The sequence below is a fragment of the Acidimicrobium ferrooxidans DSM 10331 genome, from assembly GCF_000023265.1.
Taxonomy (GTDB): Bacteria; Actinomycetota; Acidimicrobiia; order Acidimicrobiales; family Acidimicrobiaceae; genus Acidimicrobium; species Acidimicrobium ferrooxidans.
The window spans coordinates 824,504-847,917 of the sequence record NC_013124.1 but is presented as its reverse complement, the minus strand read 5'-3'; the positions used below and the strand labels follow the sequence as shown (position 1 = coordinate 847,917).

15 protein-coding genes are annotated in these 23,414 nt (G+C 70.2%); 2 read left to right on the top strand and 13 right to left on the bottom strand.

Annotated features, from left to right (window positions below; translation table 11 throughout):
• Positions 1–20 precede the first annotated feature (20 nt).
• The 6 genes from lpdA to fdhF all read right to left on the bottom strand — a co-directional run bounded on the left by lpdA (position 21) and on the right by fdhF (position 8,416).
• The gene (lpdA, locus tag AFER_RS04265; RefSeq protein ID WP_015798261.1) at positions 21–1,451 is read right to left on the bottom strand and encodes a dihydrolipoyl dehydrogenase; all 1,431 of its coding nucleotides are present in this window, start codon (positions 1,449–1,451) and stop codon (positions 21–23) included.
• Positions 1,451–2,734 carry a dihydrolipoamide acetyltransferase family protein gene (locus tag AFER_RS04260; protein WP_015798260.1) on the bottom strand — a complete coding sequence of 428 codons (1,284 nt, stop codon included), beginning with the start codon at positions 2,732–2,734 and terminating at the stop codon, positions 1,451–1,453. The genes lpdA and AFER_RS04260 overlap by 1 nt, the downstream gene beginning before the upstream one ends.
• Positions 2,735–2,799: 65 nt before the next feature.
• The gene (locus AFER_RS04255; protein WP_015798259.1) at positions 2,800–3,780 is read right to left on the bottom strand and encodes an alpha-ketoacid dehydrogenase subunit beta; all 981 of its coding nucleotides are present in this window, start codon (positions 3,778–3,780) and stop codon (positions 2,800–2,802) included.
• Positions 3,780–4,856 carry a pyruvate dehydrogenase (acetyl-transferring) E1 component subunit alpha gene (gene pdhA, locus AFER_RS04250; protein ID WP_015798258.1) on the bottom strand — a complete coding sequence of 359 codons (1,077 nt, stop codon included), beginning with the start codon at positions 4,854–4,856 and terminating at the stop codon, positions 3,780–3,782. The genes AFER_RS04255 and pdhA overlap by 1 nt, the downstream gene beginning before the upstream one ends.
• Before the next feature lie 217 nt (positions 4,857–5,073).
• A complete protein-coding gene (locus tag AFER_RS04245; RefSeq protein WP_015798257.1) occupies positions 5,074–5,466 on the bottom strand; it encodes a hypothetical protein in 393 nt (130 codons plus the stop codon).
• Positions 5,459–8,416: a formate dehydrogenase subunit alpha gene (fdhF, locus tag AFER_RS04240; RefSeq protein ID WP_015798256.1), complete on the bottom strand. Its 2,958-nt coding sequence runs from the start codon at positions 8,414–8,416 to the stop codon at positions 5,459–5,461. Before fdhF ends, AFER_RS04245 begins: the two co-directional genes overlap by 8 nt.
• 130 nt (positions 8,417–8,546) lie before the next feature.
• Here fdhF and AFER_RS04230 point away from each other — a divergent pair, with 130 nt between their 5' ends.
• Positions 8,547–11,741 carry a putative bifunctional diguanylate cyclase/phosphodiesterase gene (locus tag AFER_RS04230; RefSeq protein WP_015798255.1) on the top strand — a complete coding sequence of 1,065 codons (3,195 nt, stop codon included), beginning with the start codon at positions 8,547–8,549 and terminating at the stop codon, positions 11,739–11,741.
• A gap of 14 nt (positions 11,742–11,755) precedes the next feature.
• On the opposite strand, the gene AFER_RS04225 is transcribed toward AFER_RS04230, so the two are convergent.
• Entirely contained in the window at positions 11,756–12,091 is a 336-nt protein-coding gene (locus AFER_RS04225) for a hypothetical protein (protein ID WP_015798254.1), read from the bottom strand.
• Between the two features lie 91 nt (positions 12,092–12,182).
• Between AFER_RS04225 and AFER_RS04220 the strand changes: the two genes are divergently transcribed.
• Complete coding sequence (locus AFER_RS04220; protein WP_015798253.1) at positions 12,183–12,830, top strand: uracil-DNA glycosylase; 648 nt, start codon at positions 12,183–12,185, stop codon at positions 12,828–12,830.
• On the opposite strand, the gene AFER_RS04215 is transcribed toward AFER_RS04220, so the two are convergent.
• Genes AFER_RS04215 through AFER_RS04190 form a run of 6 tightly spaced genes read right to left on the bottom strand, consistent with a single transcriptional unit; the run spans position 12,806 to position 23,387 of the window.
• Positions 12,806–14,629 (bottom strand): AAA family ATPase, encoded by a 1,824-nt coding sequence (locus AFER_RS04215; RefSeq protein ID WP_015798252.1) that lies wholly within the window; start codon positions 14,627–14,629, stop codon positions 12,806–12,808. The genes AFER_RS04220 and AFER_RS04215 overlap by 25 nt on opposite strands.
• Complete coding sequence (gene cobN / locus AFER_RS04210; protein ID WP_015798251.1) at positions 14,626–18,153, bottom strand: cobaltochelatase subunit CobN; 3,528 nt, start codon at positions 18,151–18,153, stop codon at positions 14,626–14,628. Before cobN ends, AFER_RS04215 begins: the two co-directional genes overlap by 4 nt.
• A 50-nt stretch (positions 18,154–18,203) precedes the next feature.
• A complete protein-coding gene (locus tag AFER_RS04205) occupies positions 18,204–19,655 on the bottom strand; it encodes a cobyric acid synthase (RefSeq protein ID WP_015798250.1) in 1,452 nt (483 codons plus the stop codon).
• A gap of 11 nt (positions 19,656–19,666) precedes the next feature.
• Entirely contained in the window at positions 19,667–21,244 is a 1,578-nt protein-coding gene (locus tag AFER_RS04200) for an FAD-dependent oxidoreductase (RefSeq protein ID WP_015798249.1), read from the bottom strand.
• Positions 21,241–22,209: an MBL fold metallo-hydrolase gene (locus AFER_RS04195; RefSeq protein WP_015798248.1), complete on the bottom strand. Its 969-nt coding sequence runs from the start codon at positions 22,207–22,209 to the stop codon at positions 21,241–21,243. The genes AFER_RS04200 and AFER_RS04195 overlap by 4 nt, the downstream gene beginning before the upstream one ends.
• A complete protein-coding gene (locus tag AFER_RS04190) occupies positions 22,206–23,387 on the bottom strand; it encodes a homogentisate 1,2-dioxygenase (RefSeq protein ID WP_015798247.1) in 1,182 nt (393 codons plus the stop codon). Before AFER_RS04190 ends, AFER_RS04195 begins: the two co-directional genes overlap by 4 nt.
• Positions 23,388–23,414: the final 27 nt, after the last annotated feature.

Sequence of the window (23,414 nt, the reverse complement as noted above, 5' to 3'; positions counted from 1 at the left end):
AGCTATGCGCCGGGAACCCCCTAACGACCGCCCGACTGCGTACGGACGATGATGTGCGTCGGCCGGCCGAGACCCACCTCTGCGGCTTCGGGCAGCATCTCGCTCAGCGTCGGATGCGGGTGGATGGTGAGCGCGATGTCGTCGAGTGTGGCGCCCATCTCGATGGCGAGGGCTGCCTCACTGATGAGATTGGAGGCGTCCGCACCCACGATCCAGACCCCGACCACCTCGCCATCGGCGCGTGCGATCACCTTGACCTCGCCCCAGGTCGAGCCCACCGCAACCGCCCGGCCGTTGGCCCGATACGGGAAGCGACCGACGACGATCGATCCGTAGCGAGCCCGTGCCTCGGCCTCTCCGAGTCCGGCCCAGGCCGCCTCGGGTTCGGCGAACACGACGGCCGGGATGACGCGAGCATCGAAGCCGCTCGGGTGGCCACTCGCCGCCTCGGCCGCAACCTTGGCTTCGAGGTAGGCCTTGTGAGCAAGCATCGGACCGGGCGTAATGTCGCCGATGGCGAAGATCGCGGGGTTCGTGGTGCGGCGCGCCACATCGACCACGACCCTGCCGTCGGCGACCGCGACGCCCGCAGCCTCGAGGCCGAGCTCTGGCTCGAGGCGAGGCTCTCGACCCACGACCACCGCGACGACGTCGGCTGCGAGCTTGTCGACGCCCGCGCCCTGCTCGATCCCGACGACGACCCCGTCGGCGACCGCCTCGACCGACGACACCACCGCGCGGGTCCGCACCTCGACCCCGAGCCGACCCAGCCCGTCGCGCAGCGCGCGACGCACCTCCGGCTCGGCCCCCATGAGCACATCGTCCATCGCCTCGACGATGGTGACCTTCGCACCGAGACGAGCCCACGCCGCGCCGAGTTCGAGCCCGATGTAGCCGCCGCCCACCACGATGAGCCGCTCGATCGGTGCGTCCCGGAACAGCAGATCCGTCGAGTCGAGGATGTGCTCGTGGTCGACCTCGAGCCCCGGCACACGCCGAGCCGCAGACCCCGTCGCCACGACCGCCTGACGGAACTGGACCTGGGTCGCCTCGTGCGCGCTCTGGACGCGCGCGTGGTTCGCGCCGACGAAGGCCGCTCGGCCCTCGACGACCTCGACGCCCGCCGCCTTGAGCAGCTGCGCGACCCCGCCCGTCAGGCGATCGCGCGCCGCCTCGACGCTCTGGCGGACGCGCGCACGATCGAGCGACGCGTCTGCGACCATCACGCCCCGCTCGGCGAGCTCACCGAGGCCGTGCCAGGCGCGTGAGGTCTCGATGAGCGCCTTTGACGGAATGCACCCGACGTTCAAGCAGACGCCACCGATGGCGCCCTCCTCGACGAGGACCACGTCCCGACCGAGCTGTGCGGCTCGGAGTGCGGCGGTGTAGCCACCCGGACCCCCGCCGACGACGAGGAGATCGACCGTCTCGATCAGCTCCCCGACCACCATCACACGAGCTCCGCGACGAGGGCAGCCGGGTCTCGGAGCAGCTCCGAGAGCGCGACGAGAAAGCGCGAGGCCGTCCCGCCGTCGACCACGCGATGGTCGAAGGTCAACGAGACGAACAGCACCGACGCCGGCACGATGACGTCGTCCGGGCCCACGACAGCACGGCGGCGAATCGGCCCGACGCCCAGAATCGCGACGTCGGGATAGTTGATGATCGGCGTCGCCACGATGCCGCCGATCGAACCGAAGTTCGTGATCGTGAAGGTCGAGCCGGTCAGGTCCCGCGGCCCCAAGGTGTGCGCCCGGGCACCTTGGATGAGGCGCTCGAGCTCGAGGCCGAGCTCCCTGATCGAGCGGCGATCGGCATCGCGCACCACGGGCACCATGAGACCTTGGGGATCGTCGACGGCGATCCCGATGTTGCGATGGGCGTGGTAGACGAGCTCGGATGCCTCCTCGTCGAGCGATGCGTTGAGCTCTGGGAAGCGCGCCAGCAGGCTCGCGGCGGCCTTCACGAAAATCGGCAGGTAGCTGATGCGTTGCTCGCCGAGGTGGGCGTTGATGCGCTCACGGAGCGCCACGAGCTCGTCGACGACGACCTCCTCGACGACCGTGACCTGCACAGCGTGCGACCACGAACGCGCCATGTTCTCCGCGATACGCTTGCGGATCCCGACCAGCGGCCGACGCTCGTCGGCCTCGACGGCCAGCGGCGCGACACCGTCGTCGCCGGCGCCTCGATCGGCGCGAGGCGCCCCGGTCGACAGCGTCGACACCGCGGCCACGGCCGACTCGGTGCTCTCGGGCGACGCCGCGAAGCGCCGAACGTCGTCGGCGAGGACTCGGCCGCGTTCTCCGCTCCCGACGACGCTCGCAAGGTCGACACCGAGCTCTCGCGCGAGGCGCCGCACGGCAGGCGTCGCGAGCACGATGCCTCGATCGACCCCACGCGCTAGCGGCTCACTCGCGGGCGTCGGCGCCGGAGCAACCGGCGGTGCCGGGACATGAGCCGGGGACGCCGTCGGCTGGAGCGGCGATGGCGCCGGCGCGCTGCCGTCGCCGAACACCACGACGACCTCACCAACGTGAACGGTGTCGCCCTCGTGGAAGAGGATCTTCTCGACCGTCCCGGCCACCGGCGCCGGAATGGTCACCACCGACTTGTCAGTCTCGACGTCGACCAGCGGGGCATCCCGTTCGATCGCGTCGCCCTCGTGGACGTGCCAGGCGACGACCTGTGCTTCGTGCAGGCCCTCGCCAACGTCCGGAAACTTCCACTCCATGCGCGCTCCTCTCACGCGGCGCCACGGCCGCAACGATCCCGACGACGAGTCCCAGCGCCCGTGGGCTAGTAGCGAACCGCTGCCAGCGCGGCGCTCACCACCTGGGTCGCGTCAGGGAGCCACAGGTCCTCGAACATGGTCATGGGGTAGGGCGTGTCGTAGCCCGAGACCCTGCCGACCGGCGCCTCGAGATACAAGAACGCGCGCTCTTGGACGAGCGCAGCGACCTCCGCGCCGAGTCCCCCGGTGCGCACCGCCTCGTGCACGACCACGGCTCGCTGGGTGTGCTGCACGCTCTGGACGATCGTCGCCTCGTCGAGCGGAGAGAGCGTCCGAAGGTCGATCACCTCGGGCATGACGTCGTGGCGTGCGATCAGCTCGTCGGCGGCCTGGAGCACCACGGGCATCGAGGCGCCCCATCCGATCAAGGTGACGTCGCGCCCCTCGCGAACGACATTCGCGACGCCGAGGGGCACCCGATAGGGTTCCTCGGGCACCTCGTCGCGGAACGCACGGTACAACCGCATCGGCTCGAGGAACAGCACCGGGTCGGGATCGTCGACGGCGGCGAGCAGGAGACCCTTCGCGTCGTAGGGGTTCGACGGCGTGACGACCTTGATACCCGGCGTGTGTACGAACAAGGCCTCGAGTGAATCGGAGTGAATCTCCGGGGCCTTGACACCACCGCCGTAGGGGGTCCGGATCACGAGCGGCGCGCTGAAGCGCCCCATCGACCGAAACCGCACGCGGGCCGCCTGCGAGGCGATCTGGTCCATGGTCTCGTAGATGAACCCGAAGAACTGGATCTCGGCGATGGGTCGCATGCCGCCCATCGCCAGGCCGACGGACGTTCCCACGATCCCGGACTCCGCGAGCGGCGTGTCGACGACCCGCTCGGGACCGAATCGGTCGATCAGGCCGTCCGTAATGCGAAAGACACCGCCGTCGCGTCCGACGTCCTCGCCGAGGATCAGCACGCGCTCGTCACCCTCGAGCGCCTGGGCGAGCGCTTGATTCAGGGCCTGGGCCATGGTGAGCTTCGCCATCAGCGCTCGACCTCCTTGACCCGCGCGACGAACCGATCGCGCTGGGCCGCGAGCTGCGGGGTCAGCTCGGCATAGACATGGTCGAACAGCGTGGCCGGCTCGTCGTCGAGCGCGCTGTGGAACCGCTCCAGCACGCCTTCGACCGCCTCGGCAGCGCTCGCCTCCGCAGCGGCGATGGCGTCATCGTCGAGGCGACCCTCTCGCTGGAGCAGCCGCTCGATGCGCCGGATCGGATCCTTCGCCTCCCAGCGCTCTTCCTCCGCGCTCTCTCGATACTTCGAGGGATCGTCGGCGGTGGTGTGCGCCCCGAGCCGATAGGTCACCGCCTCGACGAGGAACGGGCCCTCGCCCTGGCGCGCGCGTTCGGCGAGATCGTGAACGAGGTTGACGACCGCGACGTAGTCGTTGCCGTCGACACGGAAGCCCTCCATGCCGTAGGCGACGGCTCGCTGGGCGATGGTCTCAGAATGCATCTGCCGCTCGAGCGGCACCGAGATCGCCCAGTGGTTGTTCTCACAGAAGAACACGAGCGGGACTCGAAACACCGATGCAAAGTTCATGGCCTCGTGCGTGTCGCCCTGGCTGGCGGCCCCGTCGCCGAACGTCACGAGTGCAACCTTCGGCTCGTGGCGGAGCTTCAGCGACCAGGCCACACCGACGCCGTGGAGTGTCTGGGCAGCGATGACCACCTGGGCCGGGAGCACGGTCGCCTCCTCTGGCACCAGGCCCATACGGGGATGGCCCTTTGCGAAGAAGAGGCCGTGCTCGAGTGGGACCCCTCGTGCCCAGGAGGCGGCCCAGTCGCGATAGGTCGGCACCAACCAGTCCTGCTCCGCGAGGCCGTGGGCCGCACCGAGCTGCGCCGCCTCTTGCCCCTTGTAGGGCGCGTAGGTCCCGATGACGCCTTGACGCTGGAGGTTCCACGCGCGCTCGTCGAAGCGCCGCAACATCACCATGTGGCGATAGACCTCGGCGAGACGGTCGAGGTCGACCACACCGAGATCGCCGACGAGTTCACCATCCTCGTTCAGGCGCTGGAGGAGCGGGAACTGCTCCTCGATCGTGCCAGCCTCCATCGGCTCCGACCCCCTTTCTGGGCTCTGCCACCGGACGCTCTGTGCGGAGCCGCCCGCGCTGGTGGGCCGCGGGCGTGGGATCACCACCGCCCGAGCCACGTCCTCATGGTAACCAGAGAACGCCGCTCGGGCAAGGCGCCCTGTTGCCGCTCGATGTCACCTCGACGACATCGGTCGACACAGCACCTCTTGTCCGACGTTCGAAACGCGTCCGCGGTTACAGCCGACGCGCCGCTTCGGCGGTGCCGAGCTCGTGGACGATGCTCAGGATCGCCTTGACGCCCCGACGAACCCCGGGGCTTCTCGCCAGCCGAATGAGCTCGGCGACCGTCGGCGGCGACGAGTCCGAGAGGGCGCCATTCGCCGCTGCGAGGCCTCGCGCAAGTCCAGCGACCATCTCCGGTGGCAGCGTCACCACCAGCCGTACGAGCCACGACAACGTCTCGACACCCCGACGTCCTGCGGGCGTGTCGAGCCGTGCAGCGAGTGCTGCGACGGCGTCGCGTGCTGGGGCGCCCATCGTCTCGACGAGACGCGCGAGGTCGGCTCGCTCGCGCTCCAGCGAGCTCGCCACCGCGCGGGCGGGCACACGTGTCAGCGGTTCAGCCACGGCGACGACCTCCTTGGATCAGTGTGGGATCGACGTAGTCGGGTCGGGCACGGCGAGCGGCGATGTCCACGCCTCGTTGCGGCGTCCGCTGGCCGTAGCGCCAGTTCCGCCTCGGGAGCGCGACGGCGACGGGGTCGTCGAGCACCTCGAGGCGCACCGCGAGCTCCTTGAAGGCGGGCGTGTGGGTCGCCCGGTCGGTCGACGAGCTCGTCAAGACGTTGACCGCCTCCTCGTTGGCACGCCCGTTCATCGGCAAGTACAGCTCGTGTCCTCGCACACGGTCCGTCACGAGGGCACGAACCCGGACGGCACCTCGGCGCGACACCAAGCGCACGAGCGCTCCGTCGCGGATGTGTCGTTCGGCGGCCAGCTCTTCGGACACCTCGACGAAGGGCCCCGGCGTCACCTCGGCGATCCCGGCGGTGCGATAGGTCATGTTGCCCTCGTGGAAGTGCTCGAGCAAGCGGCCATTGTTCAGATGGAGATCGAAGTCATCGTCGACCTGCTCGGTGGGCTCGACCCAGGGCACGGGAACGAGGCGAGCGCGCCCCGATGGGAACGCGAAGCGCTCGGTATAGAGCAGGGGCGAATCGGTTCCGTCGGCCGCCACCGGCCACTGGAGGGACGCATACCCCTCGAGTCGTTCGTAGTCGACGCCAGCGAAGATCGCAGCCCCTGCGGCAGCCTCGGCCATCACGGCCCCTGGATGGTCGTAGCTCCACCCGGCGCCCAGGCGGTTGGCGAGGTCGCAGAGCCAGACCCAGTCCGCACGTGCCTCACCGAGCGGATCCATCGCCCGATAGAAGCGCTGGATGCGACGCTCGGTGTTGGTGAACGTCCCCTCCTTCTCCAGCGATGGCGCGGCCGGGAGGACGACGTCGGCAAACGACGCCGTTCGCGACAGGAAGAGATCAGCCACCACCAAGAGCTCGAGCGAGCCGAGGGCTTCTTGGACGTAGGTCGCGTTGGCATCCACGATGCCGAGCTCCTCGCCGATGACGACGAGCGCCCGCAGCGAGCCGGCGTGGATCGCGTCGATCATCTGGTGGTTGTCGAGTCCGGGTCGATCCGGGACCTCCACACCCCACAGCGTCGACCACTTCTGGCGGACCTCGTCGTCGGCGATGGGCTCATAGCCGGGCAAGTACGTGGGCATGGCGCCAAAGTCGCTCGCGCCCTGGACATTGTTGTGGCCACGCAAGGGGTAGGCCCCCGTGCCCGGTCGGCCATAGTTGCCGGTGACGAGGAGCAAGTTCGAGATCGCCGTCGAGGTGTCCGAACCACCCTCGTGCTGGGTGACTCCCATCGCCCAGAGCACGCACACGCGTTCGGCCTCGGCGATCATGCGCGCCGTGAGGCGCAGCTGCTCTTCGGAGAGGCCAGTGAGGCGCGTCGCGGTCGCGAGGTCGAAGGCCGCAAGGCTCTCGACGTAGGCGTCGAAACCCTCGACGCGCTCGTCGAGAAAGCTCGTGTCGGCCAGTCCCTCCTCGATGATCAGTCGCGTCACGGCCGCCAGCCACACGAGGTCCGTACCCGGCCGGGGACGCAAGAACAGGTCCGCTCGCTCCGCCATCTCGTGGCGGCGCAGGTCGGCAACGATGAACTTCGATCGCCCCTCCTTGTGCGCGCGCTTCACCCTCGTCGCGATGACAGGGTGGCTCTCGGCGGTGTTGGAGCCAACGATGACCACGAGATCTGCTGCGGCGATGTCGCTGATCGAACCGGCGTCACCGCCATAGCCCACGGTTCGCCACAGGCCCATGGTGGCCGGCGACTGACAGTAGCGCGAGCAGTTGTCGATGTTGTTCGTCCCGATGACGGCCCGCGCAAGCTTCTGGGCGAGATAGGCCTCCTCGTTCGAGCACTTGGAGGAGGCGATGATGCCGACGGCGTCAGGCCCGTGCTCGGCGACGATCGCACGCAACCGGCCGGCGACCTCGTCGAGCGCGTCGTCCCAGCTCGCCTCCTCGAAGTGGCCCTCACGTCGTACGAGCGGCCGCACCAGGCGGTCTGGCGCGTCGACGAAGCCCCAACCGAACTTGCCCTTGACGCAGGTCGAGATCCCGTTGGCGGGGCCTCGCTCGGGCGCGATCCGCAGAACGTCGCGGCCTCGCGTCCAGACATCGAAACTGCAGCCGACGCCGCAGTAGGTACACACGGTCTTGGTCCGTTGCACGAGGCCGCGACGGATCTGCGCCTCGGCGTCCGAGAGCGCGAAGATGGGCCCGAGGCCGATCGCAGGCTCGGTCGCCTTGGTGAGCTCGATCAGCGGACCGAGCGCAGCTCGGCCGAGCCCCGTGAGGGTGCCGGCGCGACCGAGCATGCTCTTCTCCATGAGCGCGTTGCACGGACACACGCTCACGCAATGGCCACAGCTCACGCAGCTCGATTCGCCGGCGGGCTTGCCCCCGTCCCAGACGACCCGCGGCCGCTCCAGCGACCAATCGATGCTGAGCGTCTCGTTGACCTGCACCTCCTGGCAGGCCTGCACGCAGCGCCCGCAGAGGATGCACTGCGAGGGGTCGTAGCGATACATGGGGTGCGAGGCGTCGACCTCGTAGGGCTTGGGCGTAAAGGGCACCAGCTCCTCGTTCACCCCGAGGTCGCGGACGCTCTCGTGGAGCACACAGTCGCCGTTGGAGTTGTCGCAGACGGTGCAGTAGAGCTCGTGGTTGGCGAGCAGGGCGCCGGCGGCACGCAGGCGAGCCGCACGCACATCCACACCTCGCGTACGCACCTGCATCCCCTCGCGGAGCGACACCTCACAGGCTCGCGCCAGCTGGCCATCGACCTCGACGAGGCACGTATCGCACGTACCGATGGTGCCGAGCTGCGGGTGATAGCACACGTGCGGGACGTCGCGCCCCACGAGCTCGACGAGAAGTGTGCCGATCGGCGCTCGAACCTCGTCGTCGTCGATGCGAGCTCGCACGATCTCGGTCTTGTTCATGGTGGGAGCCTACCGCACCGGCTCGACCGTCGCCGGGGGCTCGACCGTCGCCGAGGGCTCGACCGTCGCCGAGGGCTCAAGAGCGCCCTGGGGCGTACGATACTGAGTTGCAGCGTATGCGAGGAGTACCATGAGCGTCGTCGACCCCGCGCTCGAGCGACCGTCAGCGGTCCTCGAGCTCGTGCTGCAGGCCTTCCAGGCCCAGCGGGTGCTCCGGCGCGCCGACGGACGAAGCTTCGAGGAACGCCTCGCCGACGCCCTCGAGACCTTGTGTGTCCCACCCACGCTCGCCGGGTTCTGGGCGCGCCTCGATCCCGGAGAGCACCACGCGACCATTCTCGCCACCAGTGGCACGGCCAAGGCGTACTGTGCGGACCTCGAGCTCTCCGACGACCCCACCTCGCTCTCGGGGCAGGGGCCGGCGGGCACGACCCTCCGGTCGCTCTCCCCCGTCGTGGCCACGGTCGACGATGCGATCTTTGCGCCCTGGCGTGAGCGAGCCCGACCCTTCGGCATCGAAGGTTCGCTCTCGGCGGCCGCGGCCTGCGACGACGGGACCCGCTATCTCCTCTCGCTCTACCGCTCCGACCTGGCGCGCCTGCCCCCCGAGACGGCGCTGGTGCTCGACGCCCTCGCCCAGGCCGCAGCCGAGCTCCACCAAGAGCAGCGTCGCGCGCGGGCGCGCGAGCTCGAGGCGGCGACGGATCGACTGGTCGCCTGGCTCCGCTCCACCACCGACCAACCTCCCGAGTCGACGATCCTCGAGCTCGCGCGCCACCTCGCCGAGCTGCCCGGCGTTGGTGCTGTCGACGCGCTCGCCACGAGCGACGGGGAGCGACGCTTCGAGCGCCTCGCCACCTACGGGACGATGCGCAGCGTCGTCGGACTGCTCCCCGAACCACGAACCGACGGCACACAGCTCACCATCCCCGACCTCGCGCGCGACGCGCGCCGCTGCTACGTGGTGCGCCGACCGGCCTCCCACCTCGAGCTCCCCGACCACTGGCGAGCCGAACCACGCCTCCGCCAGGTGCCGCTCGCGGTCGCGATCCCGCTCGTCCTCGCCGACGAGGTCCGAGCAGTGCTCGTCGCGCTCGTCGAACCCGGGGCGCCCGACCCCGAACGGATCGCCGCGCTGCTCGAGCAGATCGGACGCACGGCGACCGAGGCGCTCGAGACCGCGGCCGGCTTCGCAGAACGCGTGGCGCTCGCGGCACTCTTCGACGCGCTCGCAACCGGCTCGGATCGCCTCCTTGCCTGTCGGACCGAGACCGAACTCGCCGACGTCACGACGAAGAGCCTCGTGGACACAGGCGTCTTCGACCTTGCGGCGCTCGTCGCCGGTTCGACGACGCTCGGGCTCTCGCGCTCGTCCGAGCGCGACCTCGCCGCCCCGTGCCGCACCGCCTTGTCACGTCTGTGCGAGCGAGTGCGACGCGAAGGTCACTCCGGACAGGTCCGCCTCTCGCCACGACCCGTCCGATGGGCCGAAGCCCGTGCCGGTGCCGAAGACTGGCTGTTCGCCACCCCGGTCCCCGACGCCACCGACCTCGTCCTGTGCGCTCGAGCCGTGCGCAGCCCGGTCAGTGGCAATCGCGAGTTGCTGCTGCTCGAGCGCGTTGCCGCCAGCCTCGCGGCCCAGCGAGCACGCATCCGCCTCGAGGCGACCTTGCGCGCCGAACGCGATGCCCAACGGACCGTCGCGCTGCGCGACGCGCTGACCGGCCTGCCGAACCGACGGGCGTTCCTCGAAGAAGCCGAGGCACGCTGCCGTCGCGTCGAAGAGGACGGTGTCGGCCTCGCACTCGGCATCCTCGACCTCGACGGGTTCAAGGAATGGAACGACGTCTACCGACACTCCGAGGGCGACCGCATCCTTGCCGAGGTCGGCGCGTCGCTCGCCGCACTCCCTCCTGAGCTCTACGTGGCGCGCCTCGGCGGCGACGAGTTCGGACTCCTCGCGCGCCTCGACAGCATGGATCTCGGGACCCTGTCGCAGGCGGTGCACGCCGCGGCCGCCGTGCCCACCCCCGGCGGACCGCTCAGCGCGAGCCTCGGTTGGGCGCTCTGGGGTCCTGTCGGCGTCGACGTGGAGACGCTGCTCGCGCACGCCGACGAGGCCATGTACCACGCCAAGAGCCAGGGTGGAGGTCGCACACGCATCTTCGAAGACGAGATGGCAAGGCTTGCCGATCGTCGCCACCGTCTGCGCACGAAGCTCGCCTCGGCGATCGGCACCGACCAGGTCCGCTTCTGGTATCAGCCCCAGGTCGACCTCGTCGCGGGCCGTCTCGCCGGCGTCGAGCTCCTCGCGCGTTGGTACGACGGGGCAGAGGTCGTCCCCGCGGATGCGTTCATGGACGTGGTCGAGCGCGATGCATACCTGGCCCGACGCCTCGACCTGGACGCGCTCGAGCACGCCTGCACGCTCCTCGCCGAGCGCCCCTCACTGCCCGCCGTGGCCGTCAACATCGCGGCGCGTCACCTCCTCACGCCCACCTTCGCGGCCGACGTCGCGCGCGTCATCCGCACCGCATCGACCGAGCGCCTCGTCCTCGAGATCACCGAGGCCCACTCGCTCGGTGACGATCTCGCGAGCGCGGTGAGTCGGCTTGAGGCGATCCGGGCCCTCGGGGCTCGCATCGCGATCGACGACTTCGGCCGAGGCTGGGCGTCGATGGCCTACGTCCACAGCCTCCCCATCGACCAGCTCAAGGTCGACCGCTCGCTGGTGGCCTCCCTCGCGACGGACCCACGGTCGTTCGCAAGCTCGCTCTCTGCACTCGCGCTCGGGAGCTACGCCGGGGTCGAGGTCGTCGGCGAAGGGATCGAGACCACCGAGGACCTCGCCATGTGGCGAGCGATTGGGGGACGCTTCGTCCAAGGCTACGGACTCGGTCGTCCACAACCGACGGTCCCGACCAGGCTCCGCTCCGGTGCACGGGCGCTCCTCGCCTCCATCGCGCCCTTCCCCCTCGACGACCTGCCCCTGCTGGCGAGCCTCGTCGCAGCACGCGCCGGTCGGCCCCTTGCGCACCAGCGTGACGAGCGCTGCCCCATCGCCTCGTGGCTCCGCCAGCGAGAGGGACGCTACGGCGATCTTGCGAGCTTCGAGGAGCTCGCCGAGGTCCACGAACACCAGTGCGGCCGGGCCGACGAACCCGTCGGCCTCAAGGAGCTACTCGAGCGCCTCGTCGCTGCCATCACCGCCGAGCGCACGAACCCCGCGAGGCGATCGGGCGCTCGACGCGAGCGAGGCGGCAGGCACACGCCTGCCGCCTCGGGACTGGCATCTGGACGCTCGTCGTCCGACGACGCCCGCTGAAGTGGAGCTTCGGCTCAGGCGACGCGCTTCAGATCACGTCGCTCCAAGGTCTCGGCCTCGTCCTCGACCTTGCGGTACAGGCCGCTCACGAGTCCGATCACGCCATCCCACAGGAGGGCGAGCCCGCCGAGTGCGAGGCCGGTGAGCGTCACGCCCACCCAGCCGTAGCGGAGGTCGGGCAGCGACCACAAGCGCCACAGATCGATGTTGGCGAGCCAGGCGACGACGACGCCGAGCACCAGCGCAACCAGCGACCGGGCCTCAACGGCAGACCTGTACCACCGTGCTCCAAGCGCGACGATGATCCAAATACCAAGTGCTACCAGCACAGTGAGTCCAAGGACGTGCATAGCGTCTCCTTTCGTACCTCAACGGTGTGCCTATTGTCTGTAACACTCGCGCGGCCGTCGCCATTCCGGCCGCGACGGATAGGCTCCGCACATGGCCACGGCACTCGAGCAGCTCGCTCAGGACATCCTCACGTGCTGTCGATGCGATCGTCTCGTCGAGTGGCGGCGAACCACCAGCCAATCCGACTGGGTCGCCCTCCCGGTGCCAGGCTTCGGCGATCCGGCTGCTCGCATCCTCGTCGTCGGCCTCGCGCCGTCGCGCCGAGGGGCGAACGCGCACGGCCGCATGTTCACCGGCGACCCGTCGGCCGCCTTCTTGACCGCAGCGCTGTGGCGACTCGGCCTTGCGAATCAGCCGACCTCGACCAGTCGCGACGACGGCCTTGTCCTCACCGACGTCTGGCTGAGCGCCGCCGCTCGCTGCGCACCCCCCGACAACCGGCCTCGTGCTGGCGAGCTCGCCGCCTGCAGACCCTACCTCGTCCGCGAGCTCGAGCTCGTGCCGTGGCGAAGCGCGGTCGCGCTCGGTGCGATCGCATGGTCGGCTCTGGCCGCAGCGCTCGGCGAGCCGCTCGGCCGGTTCCGACATGGAGAACGCATCGAACTCGGACGTGGCCGCCTCGTCCTCGCGAGCTACCACCCGAGTCCGCAGAACACCGCGCCTCGACGCCTCACGCCAGCCATGCTCGACACCGTGCTCGCCGACGCCCTGGCTCACGCATCAGCAGCGACGACGTGACCGAGACCGGCCTCGGCCGCGAGTCGCGCGGCGAGTTCGAGGCCATCACGCGACGCGCGACCCACCTCCACCATCACTCCGTCGACACCGAGGCGACCCAGCTCGCGAGCAGCGCTGAGGGCCGCTTCGATCGGCCCGAGCCCGCGCCCACCGACCGTCGGACGCCCATCGGTCACCACGACCACGAGCGGCTCCATGCCTCGATGGCGCAGCTGCACCACGAGCTCGGCCGTGACGTCGAAACCAGCGGCGAGCGGCGTCGCACCGCGGCGCTCGATCGCACCGAGTCGCGCCCGGGCGACCTCGATCGACCGCGTGGGCCGCAGCACGACGGTGGCACCGTCGCCGCCGAAGGCCACCGCCGCGACGTGTGCCCTCGCCTGGTAGGCATGCAGGAGCAGTTCCTCGGCAACCTGCGAAGCGATCTCCAACGCGACCTCGGCAGCCTGTGAGCCCGAGGCGTCGACGAGGAGCACGACACAGCGCGCCTCGCGGCGTGCTCGCTCGGTTCGGCGCAGGTCCTCCGGACCCAGCGGGCCTCCCCCTTGACGCTCGAGTCGCGCGAGCACGCTCCGCGCCACCGAAATGGCACCGGCGTCGTTGGAGGCACCGAGTTCGTGGGCCTCGCGCCCCAACGCCCCCGAGTGAGCGCGCACACGCGAGAGCGCTCCCCCGACCAGCGGGTGGCGCTGGCCCGCCGCCCATCGCTCCCCAGCTACAGCCTCGCCATCGGTATCGGTGCCGGCAGCGTCGCCGGCTTCGCCACCCGCACTCGTCGACGCGACCCCCTCGGACGAGACCCCCTCGGACGAGACCCCCTCGCGGTCATCGGGACCTCGACGCGCCGAGGACGACGTCACCGAGCTCGCCGAGCCGCCGCGATCCGCTGCCCCACCGCCGAGCTCACCGCGAGCATCCCCGGGCGAACGCACCGCTGGCGGAGGTGGCGTCGTGGACGGAGCGCGGGAGGCTCCCGTCGCCGACGAGACGCGTGGTGCGCTCCCTGTTCGCCCGCGTACGATCAGGGGCGCGACCGCCCTCACGTCGTCGGCTCCAGCGGCCGTCTTCCCCGAGAGCGCAGCGTGCGCACGTGCTGCTCGCACCATCGCGACGTCCGCACGCAAGGAGGCTACGTCGGCAGCGATCGCGGCGTCGACCGCTGCCTCGATGGCGTCGCCGATGTCGACCTGCGAGAGACGTTCTCGTGCGGCGACGACGGTGCTGCGGTCGGCGTCGACACTCGGGTTCTCGCCGCGCAGTGCTCGCCGAAGCGCCCGCAGGCGCGCCTCTCGCGTGGGGGGCGGCCCGACCTCGACCAGCATGGCGAAGCGATCGCGTAGCTGGGGACGCAAGGCCCCCTCCTCGGGGTTCATGGTGGCGACCAGGGCGAAACGTGCCGGCTCCGTGGCCGACAGCCCGTCTCGCTCGACGCGATTGACGCCGGTCGCCGCCGCATCGAGCAGCAGATCCACGATGTGATCGGGCTGGAGGTTCACCTCGTCGAGATAGAGCACGCCACCGTCGGCAGCGCCGAGAAGACCTCGGCGCAGCACCACGTCGCCGTCGCGCAGCGCACTCGTGACGTCGATCGAACCCTTGACCCTGTCCTCGGTCGCACCGAGCGGCACCTCGACGAAGGGGGCGTCCTCGCCAAGGTCGGCGAGCGAACGCGCGAGCGTCGACTTCGCCACGCCAGGAGGTCCGACGAACAAGACGCCGCCAATGGTCGGATCGACCGCGAGCAGTGCGATGGCGAGCTTGGCCTCGTCGTTGCCCTCGACGCTGTCGATGCGGATCACTCCTCGGCCCCCTCTGCCTCGAGGCTGCCCTCCGCGAGCGCAGCCAGGCGTTCGTCGTCGGCGTGCCACAGGCCGCGCCGAGCGGCCTCGAGCAAGCGCGCACAGATCGCCCCGAGCGCCGAGGGGTTCACGCGCAGCAGGAACGATCGGTTCTCGCGATCGCGAACGAACGCATCCGTCACCGCGTCGTACATCCAGTCGCGCGCGACCCCGGCGGTCGCGTCGTAGCCGAAGAGATAATCGACCGTCGCCGCCATCTCGAACGCGCCCTTGTAGCCGTGACGGCGCATCCCCTCGAGCCACTTCGGGTTCACGACCCGCTGACGGACGACCCGCGCAGCCTCCTCCTCGATGCTCCTGACCGTGGGTGCATCCGGTCGCGAGGTGTCACCGAAGTAGCCCCGAACCGAGACGTTGCCGGCTGCGCGCGCCGCGGCGATCATCCCGCCGTGCTCTTGGAGGTAGTCGTCGGAGTCGAAGATGTCGTGCTCCCGGTTGTCCTGCGCCTTCACGATCGCCTCGACGCTACGAAGTCGATCCCAGAGCGCCCCAGTCGCCTCCTCGCCGCTGCGCCCGCGCCCGTAGGCATGCTGCGACCAGCGCACCCATGTGCGCCCGAGATCTGCCGAACTCTCCCATGCCCCGTGCTCGATCAGCTCGAGCACCCCCGAACCATAGGCACGCGGCGGTGGGCCGAAGATGCGAGGGCCCGCCCCGCTCTGAGCCACCGGGTTCGCATCGCCCTCGTCGGCTGCCTTGGCGACCAACTCGACGGCCTCGTCGATGAGCGCAATGGCGTGGGCGAAGGCATCGCGGAACAGCCCAGAGATCCGCACGGTCACATCCACACGCGCTCGGCCGAGCCGTTCGAGCGGCACGAGCTCGAGGCCGACCACACGGCCCGAGATCGCGTCCCATCGTGGCTCCACCCCGAGCAGCGCGAGGGCGAGCGCGACGTCGTCACCACCGGTCCGAATCGCCGCGGTACCCCAGAGCACGATGCTCGCGTGACGGAGCTCGCCGCCGCTGTCGCGTCGAAAGCGCTCGCACAGTGCGGCTGCCGCACGCTGGCCGGTACGCCAGGCGAGCCGACTCGGCACCGCTCGTGGATCGAGCCCGTAGAAGTTCCGACCAGTCGGCAAGACGTGCGCCATCCCTCGAGACGGCGCACCAGCCGGACCGGGTGCGATCGGCCGCCCCTCGAGTGCGTCCGCAACGGCCGCGAGCTCTCGGCTCGCCCCGCGGATCCTCGGCACCAGCGATCCGGCGACCCAGGCGAGCGCCGTACGCAGGTCGTCCGGGGCGGCCTCAAGACCGACGCTCGCACACCACTCGGCGTCATCGAGCACCTCCGGATCCCAATCGCGCTCGGCGAGGGCCCACAGGATCTCGTGGAGGCGCCCGTCAGAGGCGTCGCGCGCCGCACGGCTCCCGTCGCCGAGACGGCCTTCGAGGCGATCGAGCTCCTCGGCAAGGCTCGGCACGTCCAACTGCGGCACCCGAACGATCTGGGCCACGAGATCGACGAGTGCCTCGCCGACCGGTGGCGCGCCCAGGATGTGGAGGCCACCACGGATCGTGGCGTCCTTGAGCTCGCACAGGTAGCCGTCGACGTCGAGCAGCAGGTCGTCGAAGGCGTCGTCGCGCACGCTCGGGGCCTCGTCGATACCGAGGTCCTCGTGGATGCGCGACTCGGTGAGCAGCGACCAGATCGCCGCTCGCAGCTCGGGGAGCTTCGATGGGTCCAGGGCCGCGACCCGCTGGTGCTCGTCGAGCAGCGACTCGAGATCGGCGATGGCTCCGTAGCTGTCGGCTCGGGTGAGCGGCGGTACGAGGTGGTCCACGATCACCGCGTGGCTCCGACGCTTCGCCTGCACGCCCTCACCTGGGTCGTTGACCACGAACGGGTAGACGAGGGGCACCGAGCCGAGCGCGACGTCCGGCCAGCACGACGACGACAACCCGACGCTCTTGCCCGGCAACCACTCCAGCGTGCCGTGCTTGCCGAGGTGCACGACGGCGTCGACGCCAGCAACCGCCGTGAGGTAGTGGTAGAAGGCCAGGTAGTGATGCGACGGCGGGAGCTCGGGCGAATGGTAGATCGCGATCTCGTGCTCGCCGTAGCCGCGAGGAGGCTGGATCGCAACGAGCGCATCGCCCATCCAGATCGCGGGGAACCACAACGATCCCTCCGCGATGTAGCGCGAGCCCGGCGGCGGCCCCCAGGCCGCCTCGACCTCGTCGCGGAGCTCACCGGGGAGCGTCGCGTACCACGCCAGGTAGGCATCGATCGAGAGGGTCGCGCCTCCGCGAGCACGCTCGCTCGGGGCCTCGGGATCGAGCAACGCACCAAGGCGCGCCATGAGTGCGTCGGGATCGTCGGGGGTCTCGAGCCGCCAACCCCGCTCCGCGAGCATCGACAGCAGGCGCACGAGACTCTGGGGCGTGTCGAGACCCACGGCGTTACCGATGCGGGAGCGCTTGGTCGGGTACGCCGACAGCACGATGGCCACGCGCTTGGCGTCGTTGGCGCGACGGCGCAGCGCACCGAGGCGGCGAGCAAGTTCGAGGACACGATGCGCTCGCTCGCGATCGAGGCGATAGGCGTGCACCGGCGCCCCGAAGACCTCGTCGGCATCGATCAGCTCCTTGTAGGCGATCGGCACCGCGATGATCCGACCGTCGTACTCGGGAATCGCAACCGACATGGCGACGTCCAACGGGACGAGACCCATAGCAGAGGCCGCCCACTCCTGCCGCGACACGGTCGAGATCGGCGCCTGGACGACCGGCACGTCGAGCCCGCCGAGCGGACCCGCATCCCAACCGAGCCCCTCGGTCTCGCCGCCCGCGAGCACCGTGGTGATGACGACGTCGACACCGGACGCCTCGAGCTCGGCCGCGAGGACCTGACCCGCCTCTCCGCGTGCGGAGTAGGCCCACCAGGCCTCGAGCGCGACGCCCGTCTGCTCGGCGAGGTCGAGGAGATCGGTGACGAACTGCGTGTTGCCGGCGATGAGATGGGCGCGATAGACCACGACCGCGATGCGCGGCCCGCTATGACGCTCGCACCAGGACGTGTGGCCCATGCTCCCGACGAACGGGATACTCACCGGCTCTGCGACGTCGAGTTCGACACCGCCGAGCCGGACGGCGAGGTAGCGACAGAGCGACGCGAGGTTGGCAGCACCCCCCTCACGGGCGTAGGCGAAGGCGCGCTCCACGACGGCCATCGGCACCGTGGAAGCCTGTGCCGTCGGTACGTCGAAGGTCGCCTCGCCCGGAAGGACGACGAGGTGAGCTCCTCCAGCGCGTGCCCTGGTCGCGAGCTGTGCCGGGTCGGGCACCGCCGCGATCCCGCCGAGCGCGCGCACGACGAGCACGTCGCCCTCGATGGGATGCCAGGTCTCGAGCAGCTCGCCGAGCGCGGCGACGTGGAGCTCGATGGTCGAGGGGAGATCCTCCCAGGCCATGCGCAGCGCAAGCACCTCGGTGTCGGCGTTCGTCGCGACCGTGATGCGCATGCGTCCCTCCCCTCGTGGCCCCCTCGTGGCCACCCTACGGCCCAGCGAGCCTAGGACCCGAGGAGCCCCCAGAGTGCGTCGAGCGCGAGGTGTTCCTCGAGCAGATCGGCCACCTCGTCGATGCGCGCCTCCTGGTAGGCGGCGAAGGCCACCGGAGGGGGCAGCGTGCGACCTCGATCCTCGGCGACGGCCTCGAGGAGCGCCCGGCGCGCCCGGTCGTCGTCGAGGATCCCGTGGACGGCGGTGGCGAGGATCCGACCGCGTCGGGCACCCTCGAGCTGACCGTCGCCGAGCGCGACGAACGGCTCTTCCTCGCTCACCACGCGCCCATGGTGCATCAGGTAGCCACGAACCGAGGCAGCCTCTGGCCACCGCAGGGACCCTTCGACGAGCGCGAGGACCTTCTCGGGCCCAAAACGCACCCTCCCTCGCACGAGGCCGAGTCCTGCCACGGTCCCCTCCCCCGATTCGACCGGATCGTCGATGACGTCGACCAGCATCTGGTAGCCAGCGCAGATCCCCAAGAGCCATCCGCCCTCACGAAGGTGGTCCTCGAGGGCGGCCGCAATGCCTGAGGCTCGGAGCCAGCCGAGATCGGCCACGGTCGCCTTCGATCCCGGCACGATGACGAGGTCGACACCCGAGAGACGACTCGGGTCGTCGATCCACGACAGCGCGACCCCCTCGGCAACGAGCGGATCGAGATCGGTCTCGTTGGCGAGGTGCGGGAGCGCCACCACCCCGACACGGAGCTGCCCTGGTGCCCGCGGCGCCGTGGCGCGGTGGCGCACGAGCGAGTCCTCCGCTGGCAGGGCGATCTCGTGCCAGGGCACGACCCCGTAGCAACGGGTCGCGAGGCGATCCTCGAGCTCGCGAACGCCCGGGCCGAGGAGGCCGGGGTCACCACGGAGCTTGGTGATCACGAAGCCGTGCAGGTGGCGAGCCAGCGAGGGCGGCAGCACGGTGTAGTGCCCGTAGATCGACGCGAAGACGCCACCACGGTCGACGTCACCCACCAGTACCGCCGGCACGCCACGAGCCTCGGCGAGGGCGAGGTTCGTGAGGTCGCCACTGAGCAGGTTGATCTCGGCTGCGGACCCCGCACCCTCGGCGATCACCACGTCGACGCTGCTGCGCAGCTCGTCGAAGGCGTCGAGCACGATCGGCCACAGCCCCCGACGTCCCTCGAGCCACGCCGCAGCACGGAGCTCGCCGGCCGGCTTGCCGAGCACGACGAGCTGGCTGCGGCCTGGACCGGTGGGCTTGACGAGGATCGGGTTCATGAGGACGCTCGGGTCGCGCCACGCCGCACGCGCCTGGACCGCCTGTGCTCTGCCGATCTCGCCTCCCTCGACGGTGACGGCGGCGTTGAGGGCCATGTTCTGACCCTTGAACGGAGCGACCGCGACCCCACGGCGCGCGAGGATCCGCACGAGGCCGGTGACGATGGTCGACTTGCCGACGTTCGAGCCGGTCCCGACCACGAGCAGCGCGCCAGTCACGTCGGCCCAGCCTACGACCCGCCGACACCTCCTCCCCAGCCCCAAGCGCGTGCGGCGACCGCGACCGCCGACGACGGGCTGGTCGCAAAGCCCGCGACGTGGCAGTCGGGACGCACGACGACCCCTTCGTCGGGGTCGAGTCCGAGCGCGTCTGCGAGGACGCCGTCGGGGTCGGCGTGAGCCCGCTCGAGGCCGACCATCGCGAGGCCGAGGTCTGCGTGCACTCGCTCGGTTGCCTCGCGAACCCAGCCCGGTCCGATGATCCCGCCGGTGAAGCGCAGCTGCGCGCGCACCCGGGTACCGTCGGCCGTCGGTACGTCGGGGAGCAGCATGCCCGCCGCCGGACCGATGGGTCGACCGGCGTCGTCATAGCCCAACCATGCGCGCCGGGGATCGTCGGTGGTGAGCGACGATCCGTCGTAGCACGCCGGCTCGTAGAGCCGACCGGAGTCGACCGCGGCCATCGCCTCGGCGTCGCCAGCGAAGGCGCCGGCGAGGATCGCCTCGCGTCGCTGGCGGTCGTGGGGGTCCCTCGGTGCCAGAAAGCGCATGGTCGCAGCGGTCACCTCGAGGTTGCGCCGAGCGGCCTGGCGCCGCTCCTCGTCGTAGGTGCGAACGAGCGACGCGGGAGCTGTCGACCGCAGGACCGCGGCGAGTTTCCACGCGAGATTCTCCGCGTCGTGCACCCCGCTGTTGAGACCGCGAGCGCCGAAGGGTGCCATGAGGTGCGCCGCATCGCCCACGAGCGCGCTCCGTCCCACGACGAAACCGGTGGCGAGCCGACTATGGAAGCGATAGACGCTCGCCCACACGAGGTCGTAGGGGCGTTCGCCAACGACGGCTCGGATCCGCTCGTCGAGTCGGCCGGTGTGCGCCTCGGCCTCGAGATCGAACGCCTCGGGTACCTGCCAGTCGATCCGTACGAGGCCGTCCGGCTGGGCGTGGAGGAGCACCTGTCGGCCGGGGTTCCACTCGGGATCGAACCAGAAGCGACGCTCAGGGCTCTCGGTGTCGAGATCCACCTTCACATCGCAGATCAAGAAGCGATCGGGGTGGGTCTCGCCAGCGAGCTCGACGCCGAGTGCACGTCGCAGGCCATCGGCGTGCGCGCCAGCGCACACAGCGACCCACGCTGCCTCGACGACCTCACCGCGAGACCCGACGACGCGCACACCCGCGTCGTCGTCGACGATGCTCGTGGCACAGAACCCAGTCCGGAGGGTGATCATCGGACGCTCAGCGACGAGCGCGCGCAGGATCGACTCGACGCGCAGCTGTGAGATGTTGACGAACGCCGGTAGCTCGCTGCGACCCACATCGGCGAGCTCGACCGTGCGCACCTCCCGATCGCGCACGTACGTACGCCCCCTCGACCACGTCAGGCCCTCTCGCCAGATCGCCGACGCACCGACCGCGTCCCAGGTATCGAGCACGTCGCGCTGCTGACAGATCGCGCGCGAGCCCTCGCCCGTCGCGCCGTCGTTGCGCTCGAGGATCACCGAGGACACGCCCTGGCGCGCGAGGCACAGTGCGAGGGTGAGCCCGACCGGACCGCCACCGACGATCGCGACCGGCCAGGCCCTCGTCACCGTGACCCCTGCAGCTCGTCCCAGACGGCCCGATCGCGCTCCGTCGTCCAGATCGTGGGGTGCTCGACCCCTTGGAGTTCCTCGACGACACGGGCGACGTCGAACGGGATGGTGTGCTCGAAGATCGGCCAGGAGCCATAGGTCGGCGCGAGAGCCTCGTAGCAGGCGCCGAAGGCCTCGCGGAGGCCGCCACCGGCGTCCAGCGCGCGCGAGGACTCGTCGATGAGGACCTGGAGGAAGCGCCGCGACTGCGCGATCGCCGCCGCCACGGCCTCCCTGCCCCGAACGACGGCCCCTCGACCCCCGACGAGCACCTCGGCACCGAGGTCGGCGATCGCATCGAGCGTCGGGCCCGACCACTCGCGGTGGTAGGCATCGCCCGTGTAGAGCGCGGCCCGGGCCTCGACGAGATCGCCGGCGAAGAGCACCCGCTCGCGCGGCAACCACACGACGATGTCTCCACGGGTATGGCCCCGACCAAGCCACCACAGCCAGATGTCGCCTCGTCCACCCCCACGGCCAAGACGCAGCTCGTCGGCGAAGGTGAGCGTCGGCCGCGTCAAGCCCGGGATCGACGCCGGCTCTTCGAACAGTCGAGGCATGCGAGCCTGCTCACTGGCCCAGTCCTCGGCACCTCGCTCCTCGATCAGTTCGGCGGTGGCGGTGTGTGCCACGATCGCACCCGCGTCGAAGGCGCTCGCCCCGAGCACCCGCACAGCGTGGTAGTGCGAGAGCACCAGGTAGCTCACCGGCCCATCCAGCACGCCGTGCAGTCGCTCGAGCCAGCGCCGAGCCGCCACTGGCGTCGCACGCGCCTCCACGCAGACCAGCCCCTCGCTCGTCGCGATCGCACCGACGTTGGGGTCACCTTCGGCGGTCAAGGCGACGACACCATCGGCGAGATGCTCGAGGACCTCGTGCTTGGGCGCGAGGTCTGCCGAGGAGGCGAACGGCTTGGTGCTCACGACTGCGCTCCAGGACCGCGCCTCGACCAGGTCCACGGGTAGGCGTCGTCGTCGATCGCGAGTGCCGTCTCCGACAGCATGAGCGGCCGGAAGGTATCGACCATCACGGCCACCTCCTCGGTGCCTGGCTGACCCCGTGCTGCGTCCACCGAACCCGGTTGGGGCCCGTGGACGAAGCCCGACGGATGCAGCGAGATCGAACCCGCCTCGATCCCGGAGCCCGCCCGCGACATGAAGTTCCCGTCGGCGTAGAAGAGGACCTCATCGGAGTCGACGTTCGCATGGTGGTAGGGCACCGCGACCGCCTCCGGATCGAAGTCGAACGGCCTCGGGACGAACGAGCACACGACGAAGTTCGGTCCGGCGAACGTCTGATGCACGGGCGGTGGCGCGTGGAATCGCTTCACGATCGGCTCGAAGTCGCGGATCTGGAACGCGAACGGATAGCAGCACCCGTCCCAACCCACGACGTCGAAGGGGTGTGTCGCGTAGGTGTAACGCGTGGCGTCCAGACGGGTACGCACGATCACGTCCACGTCCTCGCCCTCGACGACGAGCGGGCCCTCGGGGCCCCGCAGGTCTCGCTCGCACAGGGGTGCCGCCTCGAGCAGCTGACCCCGCTGGGAGAGGTAGCGGTCCGGGATCTCGATATGACCCCGGGCCTCGAGCACCAGACACTCGAGGACCGAACCTTCGTCCGGGACGAGCCGATAGGTCGTCGACGCAGGCAACACGAGATAGTCGCCGGGACCTACTCGGATGGTGCCGAAGACCGACTCGCACGCGCCCGTACCACGATGGACGTAGTAGCACTCGTCCCCGACGGCGTGTCGCTGCAGCGAGCTCGGACGATCCGCCACCACCCACGAGATCCACACGTCGTCGTTGCCGAGCAAGAGGTGCCGGTCCGTGGCAGCGTCGCCACCGAGGCCGGCGAGCTTGGGCGTGCGAAGGTGTCGAGGGAGCAGTGGACGATTCGCGACGAGGGTGGTGCCCGCAATCGCGACGGGTGCTGCATCCACGATGGCCGTCGGCCGCCCCAGGTGGTAGAGCAGCGACGACTCCGCCGCGAAGCCCTCCTTGCCCATCAGCTCCTCGGCGATACGCGCGCCTGTGTGCGCACGTACGTACTGGTGGCGCTTGCGCGGCACCTCACCCACGCGACGGTAGTACGGCATGGTCCCCCCTGTGCTCGAGCCGATGGT

What these genes read in the sequence shown, in the direction of transcription:
- lpdA (WP_015798261.1), bottom strand. Translation starts at nt 1,451, where the DNA reads ATGGTGGTCGGGGAGCTGATCGAGACGGTCGATCTCCTCGTCGTCGGC.
- AFER_RS04260 (WP_015798260.1), bottom strand. Translation starts at nt 2,734, where the DNA reads ATGGAGTGGAAGTTTCCGGACGTTGGCGAGGGCCTGCACGAAGCACAG.
- AFER_RS04255 (WP_015798259.1), bottom strand. Translation starts at nt 3,780, where the DNA reads ATGGCGAAGCTCACCATGGCCCAGGCCCTGAATCAAGCGCTCGCCCAG.
- pdhA (WP_015798258.1), bottom strand. Translation starts at nt 4,856, where the DNA reads ATGGAGGCTGGCACGATCGAGGAGCAGTTCCCGCTCCTCCAGCGCCTG.
- fdhF (WP_015798256.1), bottom strand. Translation starts at nt 8,416, where the DNA reads ATGAACAAGACCGAGATCGTGCGAGCTCGCATCGACGACGACGAGGTT.
- AFER_RS04230 (WP_015798255.1), top strand. Translation starts at nt 8,547, where the DNA reads ATGAGCGTCGTCGACCCCGCGCTCGAGCGACCGTCAGCGGTCCTCGAG.
- AFER_RS04225 (WP_015798254.1), bottom strand. Translation starts at nt 12,091, where the DNA reads ATGCACGTCCTTGGACTCACTGTGCTGGTAGCACTTGGTATTTGGATC.
- AFER_RS04220 (WP_015798253.1), top strand. Translation starts at nt 12,183, where the DNA reads ATGGCCACGGCACTCGAGCAGCTCGCTCAGGACATCCTCACGTGCTGT.
- cobN (WP_015798251.1), bottom strand. Translation starts at nt 18,153, where the DNA reads ATGCGCATCACGGTCGCGACGAACGCCGACACCGAGGTGCTTGCGCTG.
- AFER_RS04190 (WP_015798247.1), bottom strand. Translation starts at nt 23,387, where the DNA reads ATGCCGTACTACCGTCGCGTGGGTGAGGTGCCGCGCAAGCGCCACCAG.